18 protein-coding genes are annotated in these 18,570 nt (G+C 70.6%); 9 read left to right on the top strand and 9 right to left on the bottom strand.

Features of this window, described 5'->3' with window-relative positions; genetic code table 11:
- Positions 1 to 3 precede the first annotated feature (3 nt).
- On the bottom strand, positions 4 to 1,080 hold the full coding sequence (gene trpD / locus AB0O11_RS04745) for an anthranilate phosphoribosyltransferase (RefSeq protein WP_363381687.1): 1,077 nt from the start codon (positions 1,078 to 1,080) through the stop codon (positions 4 to 6).
- A 118-nt stretch (positions 1,081 to 1,198) separates the two neighbouring features.
- Positions 1,199 to 1,624, bottom strand: coding sequence for a hypothetical protein (locus AB0O11_RS04740; RefSeq protein WP_363381686.1), 426 nt, complete (start codon positions 1,622 to 1,624; stop codon positions 1,199 to 1,201).
- Positions 1,625 to 2,021: 397 nt separating this feature from the next.
- Here AB0O11_RS04740 and AB0O11_RS04735 point away from each other — a divergent pair, with 397 nt between their 5' ends.
- The 5 genes from AB0O11_RS04735 to AB0O11_RS04715 all read left to right on the top strand — a co-directional run bounded on the left by AB0O11_RS04735 (position 2,022) and on the right by AB0O11_RS04715 (position 6,833).
- Positions 2,022 to 2,642 carry a heme-copper oxidase subunit III gene (locus AB0O11_RS04735; protein WP_049651835.1) on the top strand — a complete coding sequence of 207 codons (621 nt, stop codon included), beginning with the start codon at positions 2,022 to 2,024 and terminating at the stop codon, positions 2,640 to 2,642.
- A 187-nt stretch (positions 2,643 to 2,829) separates the two neighbouring features.
- A complete protein-coding gene (locus tag AB0O11_RS04730) occupies positions 2,830 to 3,639 on the top strand; it encodes a c-type cytochrome (RefSeq protein ID WP_363381685.1) in 810 nt (269 codons plus the stop codon).
- A gap of 8 nt (positions 3,640 to 3,647) precedes the next feature.
- On the top strand, positions 3,648 to 4,700 hold the full coding sequence (locus AB0O11_RS04725) for a Rieske 2Fe-2S domain-containing protein (RefSeq protein WP_363382013.1): 1,053 nt from the start codon (positions 3,648 to 3,650) through the stop codon (positions 4,698 to 4,700).
- Positions 4,697 to 6,358, top strand: a complete 1,662-nt coding sequence (locus tag AB0O11_RS04720; protein ID WP_363381684.1) for a ubiquinol-cytochrome c reductase cytochrome b subunit — start codon at positions 4,697 to 4,699, stop codon at positions 6,356 to 6,358. The genes AB0O11_RS04725 and AB0O11_RS04720 overlap by 4 nt, the downstream gene beginning before the upstream one ends.
- 103 nt (positions 6,359 to 6,461) lie before the next feature.
- Positions 6,462 to 6,833 carry a GntR family transcriptional regulator gene (locus AB0O11_RS04715; protein ID WP_363381683.1) on the top strand — a complete coding sequence of 124 codons (372 nt, stop codon included), beginning with the start codon at positions 6,462 to 6,464 and terminating at the stop codon, positions 6,831 to 6,833.
- Positions 6,834 to 7,032: 199 nt separating this feature from the next.
- Here AB0O11_RS04715 and AB0O11_RS04710 read toward each other — a convergent pair whose 3' ends face one another.
- The 4 genes from AB0O11_RS04710 to coxB form a co-directional block, all read right to left on the bottom strand.
- Positions 7,033 to 8,289, bottom strand: coding sequence for an Ig-like domain-containing protein (locus AB0O11_RS04710; RefSeq protein ID WP_363381681.1), 1,257 nt, complete (start codon positions 8,287 to 8,289; stop codon positions 7,033 to 7,035).
- 171 nt (positions 8,290 to 8,460) lie between these two features.
- Entirely contained in the window at positions 8,461 to 8,877 is a 417-nt protein-coding gene (locus tag AB0O11_RS04705; RefSeq protein ID WP_363381679.1) for a cytochrome c oxidase subunit 4, read from the bottom strand.
- On the bottom strand, positions 8,877 to 10,646 hold the full coding sequence (gene ctaD, locus AB0O11_RS04700) for a cytochrome c oxidase subunit I (protein ID WP_363381677.1): 1,770 nt from the start codon (positions 10,644 to 10,646) through the stop codon (positions 8,877 to 8,879). The genes AB0O11_RS04705 and ctaD overlap by 1 nt, the downstream gene beginning before the upstream one ends.
- Positions 10,643 to 11,497 carry a cytochrome c oxidase subunit II gene (coxB, locus tag AB0O11_RS04695; RefSeq protein WP_363381675.1) on the bottom strand — a complete coding sequence of 285 codons (855 nt, stop codon included), beginning with the start codon at positions 11,495 to 11,497 and terminating at the stop codon, positions 10,643 to 10,645. The genes ctaD and coxB overlap by 4 nt, the downstream gene beginning before the upstream one ends.
- A 369-nt stretch (positions 11,498 to 11,866) precedes the next feature.
- Between coxB and AB0O11_RS04690 the strand changes: the two genes are divergently transcribed.
- Positions 11,867 to 13,261: an aminotransferase class V-fold PLP-dependent enzyme gene (locus AB0O11_RS04690; protein ID WP_363381673.1), complete on the top strand. Its 1,395-nt coding sequence runs from the start codon at positions 11,867 to 11,869 to the stop codon at positions 13,259 to 13,261.
- A gap of 10 nt (positions 13,262 to 13,271) precedes the next feature.
- Here the strand turns inward: AB0O11_RS04690 and AB0O11_RS04685 are convergent, their stop codons facing one another.
- The gene (locus AB0O11_RS04685) at positions 13,272 to 14,249 is read right to left on the bottom strand and encodes a carbohydrate kinase family protein (protein WP_363381672.1); all 978 of its coding nucleotides are present in this window, start codon (positions 14,247 to 14,249) and stop codon (positions 13,272 to 13,274) included.
- Positions 14,250 to 14,552: 303 nt separating this feature from the next.
- Here AB0O11_RS04685 and AB0O11_RS04680 point away from each other — a divergent pair, with 303 nt between their 5' ends.
- Together AB0O11_RS04680 and AB0O11_RS04675 are read left to right on the top strand one after the other, a co-directional pair.
- Positions 14,553 to 14,759: a hypothetical protein gene (locus tag AB0O11_RS04680; RefSeq protein ID WP_363381670.1), complete on the top strand. Its 207-nt coding sequence runs from the start codon at positions 14,553 to 14,555 to the stop codon at positions 14,757 to 14,759.
- Positions 14,760 to 14,863: 104 nt separating this feature from the next.
- Complete coding sequence (locus tag AB0O11_RS04675; RefSeq protein WP_363381668.1) at positions 14,864 to 15,547, top strand: hypothetical protein; 684 nt, start codon at positions 14,864 to 14,866, stop codon at positions 15,545 to 15,547.
- A gap of 67 nt (positions 15,548 to 15,614) precedes the next feature.
- Here the strand turns inward: AB0O11_RS04675 and erpA are convergent, their stop codons facing one another.
- The gene (gene erpA, locus AB0O11_RS04670; protein ID WP_153460426.1) at positions 15,615 to 15,968 is read right to left on the bottom strand and encodes an iron-sulfur cluster insertion protein ErpA; all 354 of its coding nucleotides are present in this window, start codon (positions 15,966 to 15,968) and stop codon (positions 15,615 to 15,617) included.
- A 280-nt stretch (positions 15,969 to 16,248) separates the two neighbouring features.
- Here erpA and AB0O11_RS04665 point away from each other — a divergent pair, with 280 nt between their 5' ends.
- The gene (locus AB0O11_RS04665) at positions 16,249 to 17,109 is read left to right on the top strand and encodes a GNAT family N-acetyltransferase (RefSeq protein WP_363381666.1); all 861 of its coding nucleotides are present in this window, start codon (positions 16,249 to 16,251) and stop codon (positions 17,107 to 17,109) included.
- Between the two features lie 66 nt (positions 17,110 to 17,175).
- Here the strand turns inward: AB0O11_RS04665 and AB0O11_RS04660 are convergent, their stop codons facing one another.
- Positions 17,176 to 18,558, bottom strand: a complete 1,383-nt coding sequence (locus AB0O11_RS04660; RefSeq protein ID WP_363381664.1) for a pyridoxal-dependent decarboxylase — start codon at positions 18,556 to 18,558, stop codon at positions 17,176 to 17,178.
- Positions 18,559 to 18,570 lie beyond the last annotated feature (12 nt).

The following is an 18,570-nucleotide window of genomic DNA, read 5'->3' as shown; positions in this document are numbered from 1 at the left end:
GCATCAGATCCGGCTGGTGGCCTCCGACCAGCGCCGCAGCAGGTCCTGCGCGGCGCCGGAGTCGATCGCCTTCGCGGCCCGCTCCATGCCGGCCGCCAGCTGCTCGGTGAGCGGTGCGTCGCCCAGGTCCAGCGCGACCAGTGCCGCCGCCGTGTTCAGCAGGACGGCGTCCCGCACCGGCCCGTGCTCCCCCGCCAGCAGCCGCCGTGCGACCTCGGCGTTGTACGAGGCGTCCGCCCCGCGCAGCGCCTCGATGCCGACCAGCTCGATGCCGACGTCCCGCGGGTCGAAGGTGCTCTCGGTGACCTCTCCGTCGCGCACCAGCCAGACCTGCGAGGTGGTGGTGATGGTCAGCTCGTCGAGCCCGTCGTCGCCGCGGAAGACCAGCGCCGTCGCGCCCCGCCGGGCCAGCACCCCGGCGATCAGCCCGGACAGCCGGGTGTCGAAGCAGCCGATGGCGTGCGCGGTGACCTTGGCCGGGTTGGTCAGCGGGCCGAGGATGTTGAAGGCGGTCGGCACCCCGAGGTCGCGCCGCGCGGTGGCCGCGTGCCGCATCGAGGGGTGGAACTTCGCCGCGAAGCAGAAGGTGAGCCCGACTTCCTCGGCCACCTCGGCGACCCGCCGGGAGGAGATGTCCAGAGCCACCCCGAGCTTCTCCAGCACGTCCGAGGAGCCGCTGGCGGAGGAGGCCGACCGGTTGCCGTGCTTGACCACCTTGGCGCCGGCGGCCGCCGCGACGATCGCCGACATGGTGGAGATGTTGACGGTCTTCGCCCGGTCCCCGCCGGTGCCGACGATGTCCACCGCCGGACCGGGGATCTCCAGCGGCTCGGCGTGCGCGTACATCGCGTCGACCAGACCGGCGATCTCCTCGACCGACTCGCCCTTGGCCCGCAGCGCGATCATGAACCCGGCCACCTGCACCGGGGACGCCTCGCCGCTCATGATCCGGTCCATCGCCCACTCGGTGGACGAGCGGTCGAGGTCGTCCCCCTTCAACAGTGCCGCCAGGAGGTCCGGCCAGGTGCGGACCACCTGCGCGGGGTCGCTACCGCCGTTCGCAGGGTTCACGTTCACCATGGCTGACTCCAGCTGTTGTCGGTTCCCCACCACAGGGGGACGTCCGTACGGATGGAGCCAGCCTATCGAGCGAAGGGGCCGCTTCTACCCCTGTATTTCCCAACTGCCTGCGCGGATTTCAGCGGACTGCCGGAGTCCGCTTCGCCAGCCGCGTCCGCAGCAGGGTGGCGACCGCCTCGGCCAGCGCCACCGGATCCACCGGGTGGGAGATGGCGGCGTCGGCCCGGCTCCAGGCGGCGAGCCAGGAGTCCTGCGGCCGCCCGATCAGCACCAGCACCGGCGGACAGCCGTAGATCTCGTCCTTGAGCTGGCGCCCGAGACCCAGCCCGCCTGCCGGAACGGCCTCGCCGTCCAGCACGCAGAGGTCCACTCCCCCTTTCTCCAGTGCCTTGAGCACCGCGGGGGTGGTCGCGCACTCCAGGTAGGACAGTTCCGGAAGATCCTCGGCGGGCCGGCGGCCGAGCGCCGTCAGCACCTGCTCGCGGGTGTTGCGGTCGTCGCTGTAGACGAGGACGGTGAGCGTCTCATCGGTCGTGTACGCCATGGGCCCTGCTCCCTCAAGTGTGATCCGGACCACGTTCGCCTGATCCGGATGCTACTCCCGATCACCCTCCGCCGAGTCCCCCTCGCGCACGTTCCTCTCCCGAGCCCCCGCGCCCCGGGCTCACCCGCCCGGAGGACGGCCCGTCACCCGACCTCGCCCAGTCCACCCGTACGGCCGACCCGAGGCCCTCTCCCCTACCTCCCGCGGCTACTCCGACCGTGCAACGACGCGCCGGGCAAGGGGGTCGCGGGCCCCTCCGAGGAACCATCAGAAAAGGGACACCCCGCTGCTCAGCCCCCGTCCGGACACCCCGTCGACCCCCAAGCGGGCATACCGCACGCACCGGACACTCCGAGGGACACCCCCCGGCGTGAAGACGGAATAAGGGACCGACATAATGTCCGTCGTGGCGACAGCAACAGCAGTAGAAACCGGGCACGCGCACGGATCGGTCAACCGGCCGAACATGGTCAGCGTCGGAACGATCGTCTGGCTCAGTTCCGAGTTGATGTTCTTCGCGGCCCTCTTCGCGATGTACTTCACGCTCCGCTCCGTCAAGGGGCCGGAGTTCTGGACCGAGAAGGCCCACGCCCTCAACGTGCCCTTCTCCTCGGTCAACACCACGATCCTGGTGCTCTCCTCGCTCACCTGCCAGCTCGGTGTGTTCGCCGCCGAGCGCGGTGACGTGAAGAAGCTCCGGGCGTGGTTCATCCTCACGTTCGCCATGGGCGCGGTCTTCATCGGCGGCCAGGTCTTCGAGTACACCGAGCTGGTCAAGAAGGACGGCCTCTCGCTGTCCTCCGACCCGTACGGCACGGTGTTCTACCTGACCACCGGCTTCCACGGGCTGCACGTGACGGGTGGTCTGATCGCCTTCCTGCTGGTCCTGGGACGGACGTACGCAGCCAAGCGCTTCACGCACGAGCAGGCCACCGCCGCGATCGTCGTGTCGTACTACTGGCACTTCGTCGACGTCGTGTGGATCGGCCTGTTCGCGACCATCTACCTGATCAAGTAACCAGCTGATCAGGTCGCTGGCCACCGGCAGCGGCCCCCGCCCTCACCGGCGACGGGCCGCTTCTGCCGGTGCCGACGCTCCCACCGACCGACCGCGCGCGCAGCCCTAGACGGGCAGCCTCGTGCCGGCCAGACCGGCCGCCGGGTGCACCCACCAGTCGACCAGATCCTGACACCGGGGTTATTCCGTGAAAAAGCTCTCCGCACGACGGCGCCACCCATTGGCGGCGCTGGTCGTCCTACTTCTCGCCCTGGCGGCAACCGGGGGGCTGTACGCCGCGTTCGCGCCCGCCGACAAGGCGCAGGCCGACGTCGCCGCGCAGTCGCTCGCGATCGATGAGGGCAAGAAGCTCTTCGCCGTGGGCTGCTCCTCCTGCCACGGCCTGAACGGCCAGGGCAGCAGTGACGGTCCGAGCCTGGTCGGCGTCGGCTCCGCTGCTGTCGACTTCCAGGTCGGCACCGGCCGCATGCCGGCCCAGCAGCCCGGCGCCCAGGTCCCGCGCAAGAAGAACATCTACTCGCAGGCCGAGATCGACCAGCTCGCCGCCTACGTCGCCTCCCTCGGTCCCGGCCCGGTGATCCCGAAGGAGGAGCAGTTCACCTCGACCAACCCCGAGGACATCTCCAAGGGTGGCGAGCTGTTCCGCACCAACTGCGCCCAGTGCCACAACTTCGCCGGCCAGGGTGGTGCCCTGACCAAGGGCAAGTACGCCCCGTCGCTCGAGGGCGTGGACGCCAAGCACATCTACGAGGCCATGCAGACCGGCCCGCAGAACATGCCGTCGTTCCCGGACACCACCATGCCCGAGGAGCAGAAGAAGCAGATCGTGGCCTTCGTCCGCCACACCACCAACGATGAGCCCAACCCCGGCGGTCTCACCCTGGGCAGCCTCGGTCCGGTGACCGAGGGTCTGTTCGGCTGGATCTTCGGCCTCGGCACGCTCATCGCGGTCGCGATCTGGGTCGCCGCCCACACCACCAAGGCCAAGAAGTCATGAGCCACGACATGTCAGAAGAGAAGCTCCCGGAGCCGCACGGCTCCGCCGGCGAGGTGGCCGACCACGGCAGCCCGTTCGCCGACCCGGGCCTGCCGGCCCACGAGCCCCGTCGCACCGACATCGACGAGCGGGCCGCCAAGCGCGCCGAGCGCCAGGTCTCGCTGATGTTCGTGATCTCGATGCTCGCCACCGTCGGCTTCATCGCCTCGTACGTGGCCATCGACCCGGACCAGATCGTCTACATCTTCCCGCTCGGTCACGTCAGCGCCCTGAACTTCGCGCTCGGCCTGACCCTGGGCGTCGCGCTGTTCATGATCGGCGCGGGCGCGGTCCACTGGGCCCGCACCCTGATGTCGGACGTCGAGATGCCGTCCGAGCGTCACCCGATCGAGGCCTCCGACGAGGTCCGCGCCGACGTCATCGAGCAGTTCAGGACCGGTGCCGCCGAGTCCGGCTTCGGTCGCCGCAAGATGATCCGCAACACCCTGATCGGCTCCATGGCGCTGGTCCCGCTCTCCGGCGTGGTCCTGCTCCGTGACCTCGGCCCGCTTCCCGAGAAGAAGCTCAAGGAGACCGGTTGGAAGGAGGCGACCGAGGCCAAGCCGCTGCAGCTCATCAACATGAACACCATGCAGCCGATGAAGCCCGAGGACATCATCGTCGGCTCGCTCACGTTCGCCATGCCGGAGGGCCTGTCCACGCACAGCGAGGACTTCCAGCAGCGGATCGCCAAGGACGCCCTGATGCTGGTCCGCATCGCGCCCGAGGACATCAAGGACGAGAAGTCCAAGGAGCTGGGCTTCGAGGGCATCCTCGCCTACTCCAAGATCTGCACCCACGTCGGCTGCCCGATCAGCCTGTACGAGCAGCAGACCCACCACGCGCTCTGCCCCTGCCACCAGTCGACCTTCGACCTGGCGGACGGCGCTCGCGTCATCTTCGGCCCGGCCGGCCACCCGCTGCCGCAGCTGAAGATCATCACTGACGAGAAGGGCAACCTGGTCGCCACCGGCGACTTCGCTGAGCCCGTCGGCCCGAGCTACTGGGAGCGTGCTCGATGAGTAGCGCGAGCAGCACCACCACCGGTGCCGCCAAGCCCTCCAGCACGCGCGCCAAGCCCGCCAACAAGTGGGAGGCCGCGGCTGACTGGACTGACGGCCGGCTGGGGATCTACTCCCTCGCCAAGGCCAACCTGCGGAAGATCTTCCCGGACCACTGGTCCTTCATGCTGGGCGAGATCTGCCTCTACACGTTCATCATCATCATCCTGACCGGTGTCTACCTGACGCTGTTCTTCAAGCCGTCGATGGCCGAGGTCGTCTACGACGGCTCGTACGTGCCGCTCAAGGGCATCCCGATGTCGGAGGCCTACGCCTCCACCGTCGACATCAGCTTCGAGGTCCGCGGCGGCCTGCTGATCCGTCAGATCCACCACTGGGCCGCCCTGGTCTTCGTGGCCGCGATGCTCGTGCACATGATGCGCGTGTTCTTCACCGGCGCGTTCCGCAAGCCGCGTGAGATCAACTGGGTCTTCGGCTTCCTGCTGCTGGTCCTGGGCATGTTCGACGGCTTCTTCGGCTACTCCCTGCCGGACGACCTGCTGTCGGGCACCGGTATCCGCTTCATGGAAGGCGCGATCCTCGCCGTCCCGCTGATCGGCACCTACGTCCAGATGTTCCTGTTCGGGGGCGAGTTCCCCGGCCACGACATCGTGCCGCGGTTCTTCACCATCCACGTGCTGCTGATCCCGGGCATCATGCTCGGCCTGCTGGTGGCGCACCTGATCCTGGTCTTCTACCACAAGCACACCCAGTGGGCGGGCCCGGGCAAGACCGAGAAGAACGTCGTCGGCATGCCGCTGATGCCGGTCTACATGGCCAAGGCCGGTGGCTTCTTCTTCCTGGTGTTCGGCCTCATCGCCGTCATCTCGGCGATCGCCACGATCAACCCGATCTGGGCGTACGGCCCGTACCGCCCGGACCAGGTCTCCACGGACGCCCAGCCCGACTGGTACATGGGCTTCTCCGAGGGTCTGATCCGTGTCATGCCGGGCTGGGAGATCAGCGTCTGGGGCGGCCACACCCTCAACCTGGGTGTCATGGTCCCGCTGGCGATCTTCCCGCTGGTCCTGGTCTCGATCGCGGCCTACCCGTTCATCGAGGGCTGGATCACCGGCGACAAGCGCGAGCACCACATCCTGGACCGCCCGCGCAACGCTCCGGTCCGCACCGCCCTGGGCGCCGCCTGGATCAGCCTCTACCTGATCCTGCTGATGGCCGGTGGCAACGACCTGTTCGCCACCCACCTGCACCTGTCGATCAACTCGGTCACCTACTTCGTCCGCGTCGGCTTCTTCGTCGTCCCGGTCGTCGTCTTCATCATCACCAAGCGCTGGTGCCTCGGTCTCCAGCGCCGTGACAAGGAGAAGGTGCTGCACGGCCGCGAGACGGGTGTCATCAAGCGCCTGCCGCACGGCGAGTTCATCGAGGTGCACGCCCAGCTCCCGCAGAAGGACCTGTACAAGCTCACCGCGCACGACCAGAACCAGCCGGTCGAGCTGCCGGCCCAGGCGGACGAGAACGGCGTGGCCCGCAAGGCCGGCGTCCTCACCCGCACCCGGGCCAAGCTCTCCCGCGGCTTCTACGGCGAGGGCAGCCAGATCCCCAAGCCGACCGCCGAGGAGCACCACGAGATCACCAGCGGCCACGGCCACCACTGATCCCGTAGGCACCGCCGCGTCACCCCGAGGGCCGCTGACCAGAGTTCTTCTGGTCGGCGGCCCTCGGGCTTTCCCGTACCCGCCCGCGCCACCAGGAGCCCCCGTGCAGCTCTCCGTCGACCCCGTCTCGGCCACTCCCCCGTACGAGCAGATCCGCTCCCAGATCGCCGAGCGGGCCCGCTCCGGCGAGCTGCCGACCGGACTGCGGCTGCCTACCGTCCGGGCCCTGGCCGAGGAGCTGGGGCTGGCCGCCGGCACCGTCGCCCGGGCCTACCGCGAGCTGGAGGCGGACGGCGTGGTGGAGACCCACGGCCGGCGCGGCACGCTGATCGCCGCCACCGGGGACGCGGCCCACCGGCTGGCGGCCGAGGCCGCCGCCGAGTACGCCGCCCGGGCGAGCCGCCTGGGCGTCTCCCACGCGGACGCCCTGGCCGCCGTGGACACCGCGCTGCGGCTGGCCTACCCGGAGGGTTAGGGCGTGTCGCCGAACTCCCGTCGTCCGCCCGGAGGGCGGGCGGGGCGGCGTTGGGGTGCGTGCATCGCAAGGCGGAGGAGGTCTGCGGTGGGGGCACCTCCCGGCCGAAGGCCGGGGGCCATTGGCGACCGACGACAACGTGGCGAGGTGCGTGCCCCGGCGTCGCCCCGCAGAAGGGCGTGTCGCCCGGGAAGGAGCTTCAGAGCTCGGGGCGGATCATCCCCGAGGCGGGGGCCTGGGAGGCCGGTGCAGTGGTGCTGACGGTCTCTCCGGAGGCGCTGTGCTTGACCCAGTCCGTCCAGTCGACGTTCCAGTCCCCGAAGCCGTTGCCGAAGGGCTCCATCCGGGCGCCGCGGCTGTTCACCACCGTCACCAGGTCCCCCACCCGGGTGTGGTCGTAGAACCACTTGGCGTTGTCGTTGCTCATGCCGGTGCAGCCGTGGCTGACGTTCTCCACCCCCTGCGAGCTGACCGACCAGGGCGCCGCGTGGACGTACTCGCCGCTCCAGGTCACCCGGGTGGCCCACTTCACGTCCAGGTCGTACGAATCCGTGCTGCCGGCGGCTATCCCGATCGTCTCGCCGTTCATCCGGACCGAGCGCTCCTGGCCGAGCACCACCTTGACGCCGTTGCGGGTGTCGAAGCCGGGCTTGCCGGTGGTGACCGGGATGGTCCGCAGCACCTCTCCGTCGCGCTTCAGGGTGAGCTTGTGGGCGGCCGCGTCGATCACCGACTCCACCCGCTCGCCGATCCGCAGCTTCAGCGAGCTGCGGTCACCGCCGTAGAGCCCGTCGGCGATCCGGCTGCCGGTGCCGTCGAAGGCCAGCGAGACGGTCGTGCCGACCGGCCAGTAGTCCTGCGGGCGGAAGTGCAGGTTCTTGTCGTCCACCCAGTACCACGCGCCGATGACGGAGGGCTGGGAGCCGACGGTCAGGGCGCGCTCGACCTCCTGGCGGGCCTGCGGGCTCTTCACGGCCTCGGAGAGCTGCACGGTGAGCGGCTGGCCCACGCCGTAGACGCCGCGGCCGGAGGAGTCCGGGCCCAGCTTGGCGGTGAGCAGGTGCTCGGCGGCTATGGTGCTGAAGCTCGCGGTGGTGTCGCCGCGGCCGCCCTTGCCGTCGTCGGCGGAGATCCGCACCGTGTACGCGGTGGCGGCCTTCAGCCGGCCGGTGGTCTGCCAGCTGCGCTGGTCCTCGGCGAGCTTCCCGGCGACCACCCGGCCGTCCGGGTCGGCCACGGTGACGTCGGTGAGCCGGCCGCCCTTGACCGCGGTCACGGTGACCGGCTGGGAGGGGTCGGCCTTGCCGTCCGCCGAGAGGCGGACCAGGCGGGCCGCGTCGATCCGGTGCGGTCCGGTTGGTTCCTCGTCCTCCGACATGCAGGCGGCCAGTGGGACCAGTACTGCGAGGGACAGCGAGATGCCGCCGAGAGCTGCGATTCCGTGCCTGTCGGCCATGACCGCCTCCGAGGGGTCGCGCGATTGATCAGATCGTAGGAACGCATGCTGGCGGAGCGACATCCGAGGGAACCGCCGTTCACCCGACGGAGTGAGGTCGTCACCCCGGAGACGCAGCAGGGCCGGTCCCCCCGTGCGGGAGGACCGGCCCTGGTGTCGGCAGCGGGAACCCTACTGGTTCTGGTTCTCGCCCCGGTAGAACTCGAAGACCCATCCGAAGATGCCGATCGCGATGATCGGGGCGGCCCAGAACATCAGCCACCAGCCGAAGATCACGCCCATGAAGGCGAGCGCGCCACCGAGCGCCAGCGAGAGCGGCTGCCAGCTGTGCGGGGCGAAGAAGCCCAGCTCGCCGGAGTCGTCCGCCACCTCGGCCTCGGGGTTGTCACCCGCGCCACTGTCCACCCGGCGGGCGGTGAAGGCGAGGTAGTACCCGATGAAGGCGCACAGGCCGAAGGCCAGGAACAGCGCGGTGGTGCCGGCGGCCTCGATGCCGTGGTCCGAGGTGTTCGTCCACAGGCCGTAGGTGACGGCCATCGCCAGGACGAAGACCGACAGGCCGAGGAAGATCTTTCCCTGTTCCTTCATCAGGCGTCACCCTCGCTCTTGCCCAGCTTCGGGGCGTCGTACTTCGCCGGGGTCACACCGGCGAGGTGCTTGGCCGGCTCACCGTGGTTCTCCAGGTAGTCCAGCGCGGCGATCTCCGGGTGGTGGAGGTCGAAGGCCGGGGATTCGGAGCGGATCCGCGGGAGGGTGAGGAAGTTGTGCCGCGGCGGCGGGCAGGAGGTCGCCCACTCCAGCGAGCGGCCGAAGCCCCACGGGTCGTCCACGGTGACCTTCTCGCCGTACTTGGCGGTCTTCCACACGTTGTAGAGGAACGGCAGCATCGACAGGCCGAGCACGAAGGAGCCGATGGTGGAGACGGTGTTCAGGGCGGTGAAGCCGTCCGACGCCAGGTAGTCGGCGTAGCGGCGGGGCATGCCCTCCGCGCCGAGCCAGTGCTGCACCAGGAAGGTGGTGTGGAAGCCGAAGAACAGCGTCCAGAAGGTGATCTTGCCGAGGCGCTCGTCCAGCATCTTGCCGGTCATCTTCGGCCACCAGAAGTGGAAGCCGGCGAACATCGCGAACACGACGGTGCCGAAGACCACGTAGTGGAAGTGGGCGACGACGAAGTACGAGTCCGAGACGTGGAAGTCGATCGGCGGGGAGGCCAGCAGAACACCGGTCAGACCACCGAAGAGGAAGGTGACCAGGAAGCCGACCGTCCAGAGCATCGGGGTCTCGAAGCTCAGCGAGCCCTTCCACATGGTGCCGACCCAGTTGAAGAACTTCACACCGGTCGGGACCGCGATAAGGAAGGTCATGAAGGAGAAGAACGGCAGCAGCACTTGTCCGGTGACGTACATGTGGTGCGCCCACACCGTCACGGACAGACCGGCGATCGCGATGGTGGCCGCGATCAGACCGGAGTAACCGAACATCGGCTTGCGGCTGAAGACCGGGATGATCTCCGACACGATGCCGAAGAACGGCAGCGCGATGATGTACACCTCGGGGTGGCCGAAGAACCAGAACAGGTGCTGCCAGAGCATCGCCCCGCCGTTGGCCGGGTCGAAGACATGGGCACCGAACTTGCGGTCCGCCTCCAGGGCGAACAGCGCGGCGGCCAGCACCGGGAAGGCCAGCAGGATCAGCACCGAGGTCAGCAGGACGTTCCAGACGAAGATCGACATCCGGAACATCGTCATGCCCGGAGCGCGCATGCAGATGATCGTGGTGATGAAGTTGACCGCACCGAGGATCGTGCCGAAGCCGGAGAAGGCCAGACCCATGATCCACATGTCGCCGCCGACGCCGGGCGAGTGCACCGCGTCCGACAGCGGGGAGTAGGCGAACCAACCGAAGTCGGCGGCGCCGTTCGGGGTCAGGAAGCCCCCCACCGCGATGGTCGAACCGAAGAGGTACAGCCAGTACGCGAACATGTTCAGACGCGGGAACGCCACGTCCGGGGCGCCGATCTGGAGCGGCATGATCCAGTTCGCGAAGCCGGAGAAGAGCGGCGTCGCGAACATCAGCAGCATGATCGTGCCGTGCATCGTGAACGCCTGGTTGAACTGCTCGTTCGACAGGATCTGGGTCCCGGGACGAGCCAGCTCGGCACGCATGACCAGGGCGAGGATGCCACCGATCAGGAAGAAGGCGAACGACGTGGCCAGGTACAGCGTGCCGATCGTCTTGTGGTCAGTGGTGGTCAGCCACTTGATGATGGTCGAACCCGGCTTCCGGGTCCGCTGCGCCCCGACCGTGACGGCCTCGGCGCCCCCGCCGGCCGCGGCGGGCTCGTTGAGGATTGTCACTTCTCTTCACTTCCCATGGTGATCAGGCCGGAGGGCACCGCACCGTTCTGGCCCTTGGCGCGAAGCTCGGCCAGGTGCTTGTCGTAGTCGGCGCGGTCGACGACCTTGACGTTGAACAGCATGCGCGAGTGGTCGACGCCGCAGAGCTCGGCGCACTTGCCCATGTACTCGCCCTTGACGGTCGGCGTGACCTCGAACTTGTTCACCACGCCCGGCACGACGTCCATCTTCATCATGAAGTTGACGGGCCAGAAGTCATGGATGACGTCACGCGAGGTGAGACGGAACTGCACCGTCTCGTTGACCGGCAGCCAGAGCGTCGGAGCGTCCTTGGGCGTACCGACTTCGTACGCGGCGTCCTTGTTGGCCGGGTCGGGGGTCTCGGTGTTCTCGTAGTTGAACGCCCAGCTCCACTGGAAGCCGACCACGTTGACGTAGTGCTGCGGCTTCTCGGAGACCTGCGTCAGCTTCGCTTCGTCGCGGGCGACGAAGTAGAAGAGGACCGAGACGATGATGATGGGGACCGCGGTGTAGAGCGCCTCGATGGGCACGTTGTACCGGGTCTGCGGGGGGATCTCCACGCCGGTGCGCTTGCGCCGGTGGAAGATCACGCTCCAGATGATCAGACCCCACATCAGTACGCCGACCACCAGCGCCGCGATCCAGGAGCCCTGCCACATCTGGAGGACCATGGGTCCTTCCTTGGTGACGGGGCTCGGGAGGCCAAGCCTGGGGAGGTCGTTGGCCGAGCAGCCGGTGGCGGTCGCGATGACGAGGCCCAGTGCCAGCGCCTGAGGCAGCTTCCGCCGCATCGTGCGCCGCGGCGAGCGGTCGGAGCCGTTGGGACTCACGTAGCGCCTTCCCGAAGTCTCGCCCGCCTTCGCGTCGCCCCGGAGAGGAGTGTGAGCCTCCCCGGCGACCCGTCCACGGGCACGGTTTGAATGCTTATGCGGGCCAAACCCTACTCCAGCCTTATGCGCTCCTGACGGGCAGCCCCCGGTAACGCGCCGCCCGCTAGCCCGATCAGGCCCGGCAGGGGCTGCGCCGCAGGTCACCGCAGGCATTCGAGGTCCGTACGCCCGATCGGGGGATGACCTCGGACGACTCCTGTGACGGCCCGTCGGGCGCGGACGAAGCGGACATTCGGGATGATCGACTGACGGTGGGTGAGCCGCACGGCCGGACCGGATCGCGGGCCGGGTGTGTCGTTAAATGTGACCGTGTACTTCGACGTGGCCTCGACGGCCCCCCTGCACCCCGTCGCGCGGCAGGCGCTGACCGCCGCCCTGGACGAGGGCTGGGCCGACCCGGCCCGGCTCTACCGCTCCGGCCGGCAGGCCCGGATGCTGCTGGACGCCGCCCGCGAGACGGTGGCCGCGGTGCTGGGCGCGCGGGCGGACGAGATCGCCTTCACCGCGAGCGGCACCCAGGCCGTCCAGCTCGGCCTGCTGGGAGCCCTGGCCGGGAACCGGCGGCGCGGCAGCCACTTCGTGCACTCCGCGGTGGAGCACTCCAGCGTGCTGCACGTCGCCGAGCGGCACACGGGCGGCGGGGGCGAGGTGTCGGTGGCTCCGGTGGACCGGGGCGGGAGGGTCGACCCGGCGGCCTTCGGCGCGCTGCTGCGCCCGGACACCGCGCTGGCCGCGGTGCAGAGCGCCAACCACGAGGTCGGGACGGTGCAGCCGGTCGGCGAGGTCGCCGCGCTGTGCGCGGAAACCGGCGTCCCGCTGCTGGTGGACGCGGCGCAGAGCGCCGGGCGGGTGGACGTCCCGGCGGGCTGGTCGCTGCTGACCGCGAGCGCCCACAAGTGGGGCGGCCCGCCCGGGGTCGGGGTGCTGGCGGTGCGCAAGGGCGTCCGGTACGCCTCGCCGCTGCCCGCCGACGAGCGCGAGGGCGGCCGGGTGCCCGGCTACGTCAACGTCCCGGCGATCGTGGCCGCGGCCGCCTCGCTGCGCGCCGTACGGGCCGAGGCCGAGCAGGAGAACGCCCGGCTGCACGCGCTGGTGGAGCGGATCCGCACCCGGGTGCCGCAGCTGGTGCCCGAGGTCGAGGTGGTCGGCGACCCGGTGCGACGACTGCCGCACATCGTCACCTTCTCCTGTCTGTACGTGGACGGGGAAGTGCTGCTGACCGAGCTGGACCGGGCGGGCTTCGCGGTCTCCTCCGGCTCCTCCTGCACCTCGTCCACACTGACGCCCAGCCATGTGCTGGCGGCGATGGGGGTGCTCACCGAGGGGAACGTCCGGGTCTCGCTGCCGTACGGCACGGCCGAGGCCGACGTGGAGCGCTTCCTCGCGGTGCTGCCCGACCTGGTGGCGGGCGTCCGGGCGCCGCTCGGACTGGACCTGCCGGCGCCGAAGCCGGCCGCCGGGGGGTCGCTGCTGGTCATCGACGCCCTGGGCAAGCGCTGCCCGCTGCCGGTGATCGAGCTGGCGAAGCGGATCGGCGAGGTGCCGCAGGGCGGCACGGTGGCCGTGCTGTCGGACGACGAGGCGGCCCGGCTGGACATCCCGGCCTGGTGCGAGATGCGCGGCCAGGAGTACGCGGGCGAGACCCCGGCCGCCGAGTACGGCGGCGACCGGGGCTCGGCCTACCTCGTGCTGCGTCGCTCCTGAGCGGGGCGGGCTACTTGACCAGGTGCGCGCTGATCTCGGCGGCCGCCTCGGCGCCGTAGGCGTCCTCGAAGCGCTTCAGGAAGGCGGCCGGGCGCAGCGCGTACTCCTGGGTGCCGACGGTCTCGATCACCAGGGTGGCGAGCATGCAGCCGAGCTGGGCGGAGCGCTCCAGGTCGAGGTCCCAGGACAGGCCGGCCAGGAAGCCGGCGCGGAAGGCGTCGCCGACGCCGGTCGGGTCGACCTTGGCCTCCTCCTTGGCGCAGCCGACCAGGATCGGCGCCTCGCCCTTGCGCTCGATCCGGACGCCCCTGCTGCCCAGGGTGGTGACCCGGGTGCCGACGCGGGTGAGCAGCTCGTCGGCGTCCCAGCCGGTCTTGCTCTCGATCAGCGCGGCCTCGTACTCGTTGGTGAAGAGGTACGCGGCGCCGTCCACGATCTCGCGGATGTCGTCGCCCTCCAGTCGGGCCAGCTGCTGGGAGGGGTCGGCGGCGAAGGCGTAGCCGCGGGTGCGGCACTCCTGGGTGTGGCGGACCATGCCCTGCGGGTCGTCGGCGCCGATCAGGACGAGGTCCAGACCGCCGACGCGGTCGGCGATCGGCTTCAGCTCGATGTTGCGGGCCTCGGCCATGGCGCCGGTGTAGAACGAGGCGATCTGGTTGTGGTCCTCGTCCGTGGTGCACATGAAGCGCGCGGTGTGCCGGGTCTCGGAGATGTGGACGGAGTCGCAGTCCACGTTGTTGCGCTCCAGCCAGCTGCGGTACTCGGCGAAGTCCGCACCGGCGGCGCCGACCAGGACCGGGCGCAGGCCGAGGACGCCCATGCCGAAGGCGATGTTCGGCGCGACGCCACCGCGACGGATGTCCAGGGCGTCGACCAGGAAGGACAGCGACACGGTGTGCAGCTGCTCGGCGACGAGCTGGTCGGCGAACCGGCCGGGGAACGTCATCAGGTGGTCGGTGGCGATCGAGCCGGCGACGGCGATACGCACGGAAGGTCTCCTCAGGGTGGCTGCGGGGCCAGCGGGCAGTCGGGGATGAACCCACCTACGGTACCCGGCCCCGGGGAGCGCCCAGGCAAGAGTGCCGCAAGTTGCCGCCCGCACCGCCATGGTGACACCCGTTGCCCTCCGACGTGTACTACCTCCCGGTAGCACTGGTGGGCGGCCGGGCCCGTGCCTAGGGTCGGCCTTGAGGGCGTGCCGTCTGACGCGCCCCGTGGAGGCCCGCCGTGCGGGCGGGCCCGTCGTCGACCGTGGCAGCGTGGCCACGGCCCTGGATCGGAGCGATGCCCGATGATGACCGACCACTCCGCCCCGCCCGCCCTGCGGTGCGAGGACGGCGAGACGCTCGACGCACTGGTGGACTCCTCCCGGCGGCTGCGCCGGTTCTGGCCGCAGCTCGCGGCCCGCCCGGAGCCCACCACCCCCTCGCCGGACGGTTTCCGGGTCCCTTCCGGGGCGCAACGGGTGGTCGCCGGGATGGCCGAGTACAACTTCTGAGACCCGTGGCGCAGCGGATCGGAACCGGATCCGACCGGGGCACGTCACATCCGCGCGGAGCGGCCGAGGAGGCGGCACCGCTGAGTCCTCGGGAGGATGTGCAGATGGATCTGGAGACGATGCCCCGGCGCGGTCGGCGGGCGGCGGCCCTGGCGGGTCTGGCGCTGGCCGCGGTGATGACGGTGGCCGGCTGCGACGGGGGTGGCAAGCCCGCCTCGGACTCGGCGGCGAGCGGCGCGGCCGCCTCGGCGAGTGCCTCTCCGCAGGCCCCGGCGGACGCCGCGAGTCCGTCCTCGGCTGCGCCGACGGGGAGTTCCTCCGGTGCCGCGCAGCCGGCCCGGACCCCGCCGACCGGCTTCACGCCCACCCCGGCCTCGCCGGCGCCCGGGCAGCCGGCCCCTGCCACTCCCCCGGGCAACGGGATCGCGGTGGGCGAGCCGGACCCGAACGGTTCGGGCTCGCCCGTCCGCCCGCCGGTCGCCTACCGGGTGGACGGCACCACCAAGCTGACCGTCTACTTCTTCGGCGGGGTCTGCACCAAGTACGCGCTGAAGGCGGACGAGTCGCAGCCGGGCCGGGTGGACGTGCTGGTCGTGCCGGGCCCGCCCACGGTCCAGCCGGGGCAGGTGTGCAACGCGCTGGCCAAGCGGCAGTCGGTGTCGGCCGACCTGCGCTCGCCGCTGGCCGGGCGGACCGTGGTCGACAGGACCAGCGGCCAGGAGCTGCCGCTGGAGGGCGACCCGCACATCGGGCCGGACCCGGTCACCCCGGACATCGCCGGGCAGTAGGCGCCCTGCCCGCGGAAAACGAGAAGGCGGCCCCGGGGGATCCCCGGGGCCGCCTTCCGCAGCGGGCTTAGCTGAACGAGTCGCCGCAGGCGCAGGAGCCGGTGGCGTTCGGGTTGTCGATGGTGAAGCCCTGCTTCTCGATGGTGTCGACGAAGTCGACGGTGGCGCCGCCCAGGTACGGGGCGCTCATCCGGTCGGTGACGACCTTGACACCGTTGAAGTCCTTGATCACGTCGCCGTCGAGCGAGCGCTCGTCGAAGAACAGCTGGTAACGCAGGCCGGAGCAGCCACCGGGCTGGACGGCGACGCGCAGCGCGAGGTCGTCGCGGCCTTCCTGCTCCAGCAGGGCCTTGACCTTGGCCGCGGCGGCATCGGTGAGGAGGATGCCACTCTCGACGGTGGTCTCGTCCTGGACGGTCATCTGCTTTCTCCCGGTCTTGACGATGATCTGCCGCCAGTGCCAACCAACGGCCGTCCGGTTTCATTTCCCGGGCGGCGATGGATTTCTGCGGCCTGTTCGCGGCTGGATATCCGTGGACCGGGTGTGCCACCCGCGTCCCCTACGCTCACCATGCTCGCACACCCTCGAAGGACAGGTCACCGCCCGAGGGCCCGATCCGGCCGGATCCGCCGGACAGTCCCGGGCACGGATCCGGGTGAACCGGCCCCGCGGCGGCCCGCCGGACGCCAGGATGGTCCTCATGATCCTTCGCCCGGTCAGGGACACCGCCGCGGACGCGGAGGTCGTCCGGGAGCTCGCCGACGCCGCGTTCGCCGACGTCTCCCCGGCCGGAGCGGGTCCGGAGCCGACGCCCTTGCGGCTGGCCCGGACCAGGCACCTGGCGCGCACCGACCCCGGGGGCTGCTGGCTGGCGGAGAGCGCCGGCGAGCCGGTCGGGGCGGTGCTGTCGATCCGCCGGGAGGGCCTGTGGGCGCCCTCCCTGTACGCCGTCCGGCCGTCCGCGCAGGGCCAGGGCGTCGGACGGCTGCTGCTGGAACGGGCGGCGGCGCACTCCCGGGGCTGCCTGCGCGGGATGGTCTGCTCCGCGGGCTCCCCGGCGGCGGCCCGCCGCTACCGGCTGGCCGGGTTCACCCTGCACCCGACGATGCGGCTGACCGGGCGGGTGGACCGGGACGGCCTGCTCGACCCCGGGGACATCCCGGTGCACCGCGGCAACGCCAGCCACCTGCACCTGCTGGACTCGGTGGACCGGCGGCTGCGCGGGTCCGCGCACGGGCCGGACCACGAGCTGATGCTGGGCCATTTCGAGGAGCTGCTGATCGCCGACGCGCTGGCCGGCAGCGGCTACTGCTACCGGGACGGCGGCGTGGTGCGGCTGCTCGCGGCGACCAGCAAGCGGATCGCCGCCCGGCTGCTGCGCGAGGCGCTGGCCCGGGTGCCGGACGGGGTCGAGGCGCGGGTGGAGCACCTGACCGCGGAGCAGGAGTGGGCGCTGGACGTCGGGCTGGAGGTCGGGCTGACGCCGCGGGCCGGCGGTGTCGTCGGGGTGCGCGGGATGCGTCCGCCGACGCCGTACCTGCCGAGCGGGGCGTTCCTGTAGGCACGCGTACGGCCCCCGCCGAATGCCGGTGGGGGCCGCGCGTCAGGACGTCGGGACGTCGGAGGCTCAGACCATGGTGTCCAGGATCTCCTTGACCATCTCCATGGTGGTGCCCGGGTGCAGGAAGGCGAAGCGGGCGACCGTCTCGCCGTCCCAGCCGGTGGGGGTGACGAAGCCGATCTGGTCCGCGAGCAGCTGCTGCGACCAGCGGTAGTAGTCGTCGTTGGTCCAGCCCTTGCGCTTGAAGCAGACCGCCGAGAGCTGCGGGTCGAACAGCAGCTCCAGGTGCTCGGACTCCCGGATCAGCTGCGCGGTCTCCCGGGCCAGGGTGAGGCCGGCCTCGATGGCGTCGGTGTAGGCCTGGACGCCGTGCACGGCCAGCGAGAACCAGAGCGGCAGGCCGCGGGCGCGCCGGGTCAGGTGGTAGGCGTAGTCGGTGGGGTTCCACTCGTCGCCCTCGGTGTGCAGGACGTCCAGGTAGGAGGCGTCCTGGGTGTGCACGGCGCGGGCGAGCTGCGGGTTGCGGTAGATCAGCGCGGCGCAGTCGAAGGGGGCGAACAGCCACTTGTGCGGGTCGACCACGAAGGAGTCGGCGTGCTCGATGCCCTCGTAGCGCTCGCGCACCGAGGGGGCGAACAGGCCCGCGCCGCCGTACGCGCCGTCCACGTGGAACCACAGGTCGCGCTCGCGGGCGACCTCGGCCAGGCCCTTGAGGTCGTCGACGATGCCCTCGTTGGTGGTGCCGGCGGTGCCGACGACGGCGATCACCGTCTCGGGGTTGGGGTCGGCGGCCAGGGCGGCGCGCAGCGCCTCGCCGGTGAACCGCCGGTTGACGGTCGGAACCTTGAAGGCCTCGACGCCGATGATGTTGAAGGTGTTCTTGACCGAGGAGTGCACCTGGTCGGCGACGGCTATCCGCAGCCGCACCTCCGGGCCACTGGGTCGGCCCTCACCGGCGAGCCGGCGGCGGGCGGTGTCGCGGGCGACCACGAGGGCGGAGAGGTTGCCCGCCGAGCCGCCGGAGACGAAGGTGCCGCCGGCCGACTGGGGCAGGCCCGCGCGGTCGGCGATCAGGCGCAGCACCTGGTTCTCGGCGGCGATCGCGCCGGCCGCCTCCAGCCAGGAGATGCCCTGCAGGGAGGCGCAGGAGACGACCATGTCGAACAGCAGCGCGGCCTTGGTCGGGGCGCACGGGATGAAGGACAGGTAGCGCGGGCTGTCGGCGGAGATGACCGCCCGGGACAGCTCGTGGTCGTACAGCTTGAGCACGTCGACCGGGTTGTTGCCGTCCTGGTTCAGCAGGCCGGACAGCTGGGCGCGCAGGTGCTCGCCGTCACCGGGGTGGTCGAGCGGAACGGGGTCGTACTGCAGCCGCTCCCGCATGTAGTCGAAAACCAGGTCGACCAGTTCGTTGTCGGGCCGGTGCATGCGGTCGGGTGCTGCGGACACGGGTGTCCCTCT

Source organism: Kitasatospora sp. NPDC093102 (assembly GCF_040683915.1).
Taxonomy (GTDB): Bacteria; Actinomycetota; Actinomycetes; order Streptomycetales; family Streptomycetaceae; genus Kitasatospora.
Note: the sequence above shows the minus strand (reverse complement) of the source record. Positions and strands in the feature narration are given on the sequence as shown.

Coding starts and splice junctions, on each gene's coding strand:
- AB0O11_RS04740 (WP_363381686.1), bottom strand. CDS start 1,624: ATGGCGTACACGACCGATGAGACGCTCACCGTCCTCGTCTACAGCGAC.
- AB0O11_RS04735 (WP_049651835.1), top strand. CDS start 2,022: ATGTCCGTCGTGGCGACAGCAACAGCAGTAGAAACCGGGCACGCGCAC.
- AB0O11_RS04675 (WP_363381668.1), top strand. CDS start 14,864: ATGGATCTGGAGACGATGCCCCGGCGCGGTCGGCGGGCGGCGGCCCTG.
- trpD (WP_363381687.1), bottom strand. CDS start 1,080: ATGGTGAACGTGAACCCTGCGAACGGCGGTAGCGACCCCGCGCAGGTG.
- AB0O11_RS04720 (WP_363381684.1), top strand. CDS start 4,697: ATGAGTAGCGCGAGCAGCACCACCACCGGTGCCGCCAAGCCCTCCAGC.
- AB0O11_RS04710 (WP_363381681.1), bottom strand. CDS start 8,289: ATGGCCGACAGGCACGGAATCGCAGCTCTCGGCGGCATCTCGCTGTCC.
- AB0O11_RS04665 (WP_363381666.1), top strand. CDS start 16,249: ATGATCCTTCGCCCGGTCAGGGACACCGCCGCGGACGCGGAGGTCGTC.
- AB0O11_RS04680 (WP_363381670.1), top strand. CDS start 14,553: ATGATGACCGACCACTCCGCCCCGCCCGCCCTGCGGTGCGAGGACGGC.
- AB0O11_RS04725 (WP_363382013.1), top strand. CDS start 3,648: ATGTCAGAAGAGAAGCTCCCGGAGCCGCACGGCTCCGCCGGCGAGGTG.
- AB0O11_RS04705 (WP_363381679.1), bottom strand. CDS start 8,877: ATGAAGGAACAGGGAAAGATCTTCCTCGGCCTGTCGGTCTTCGTCCTG.
- erpA (WP_153460426.1), bottom strand. CDS start 15,968: ATGACCGTCCAGGACGAGACCACCGTCGAGAGTGGCATCCTCCTCACC.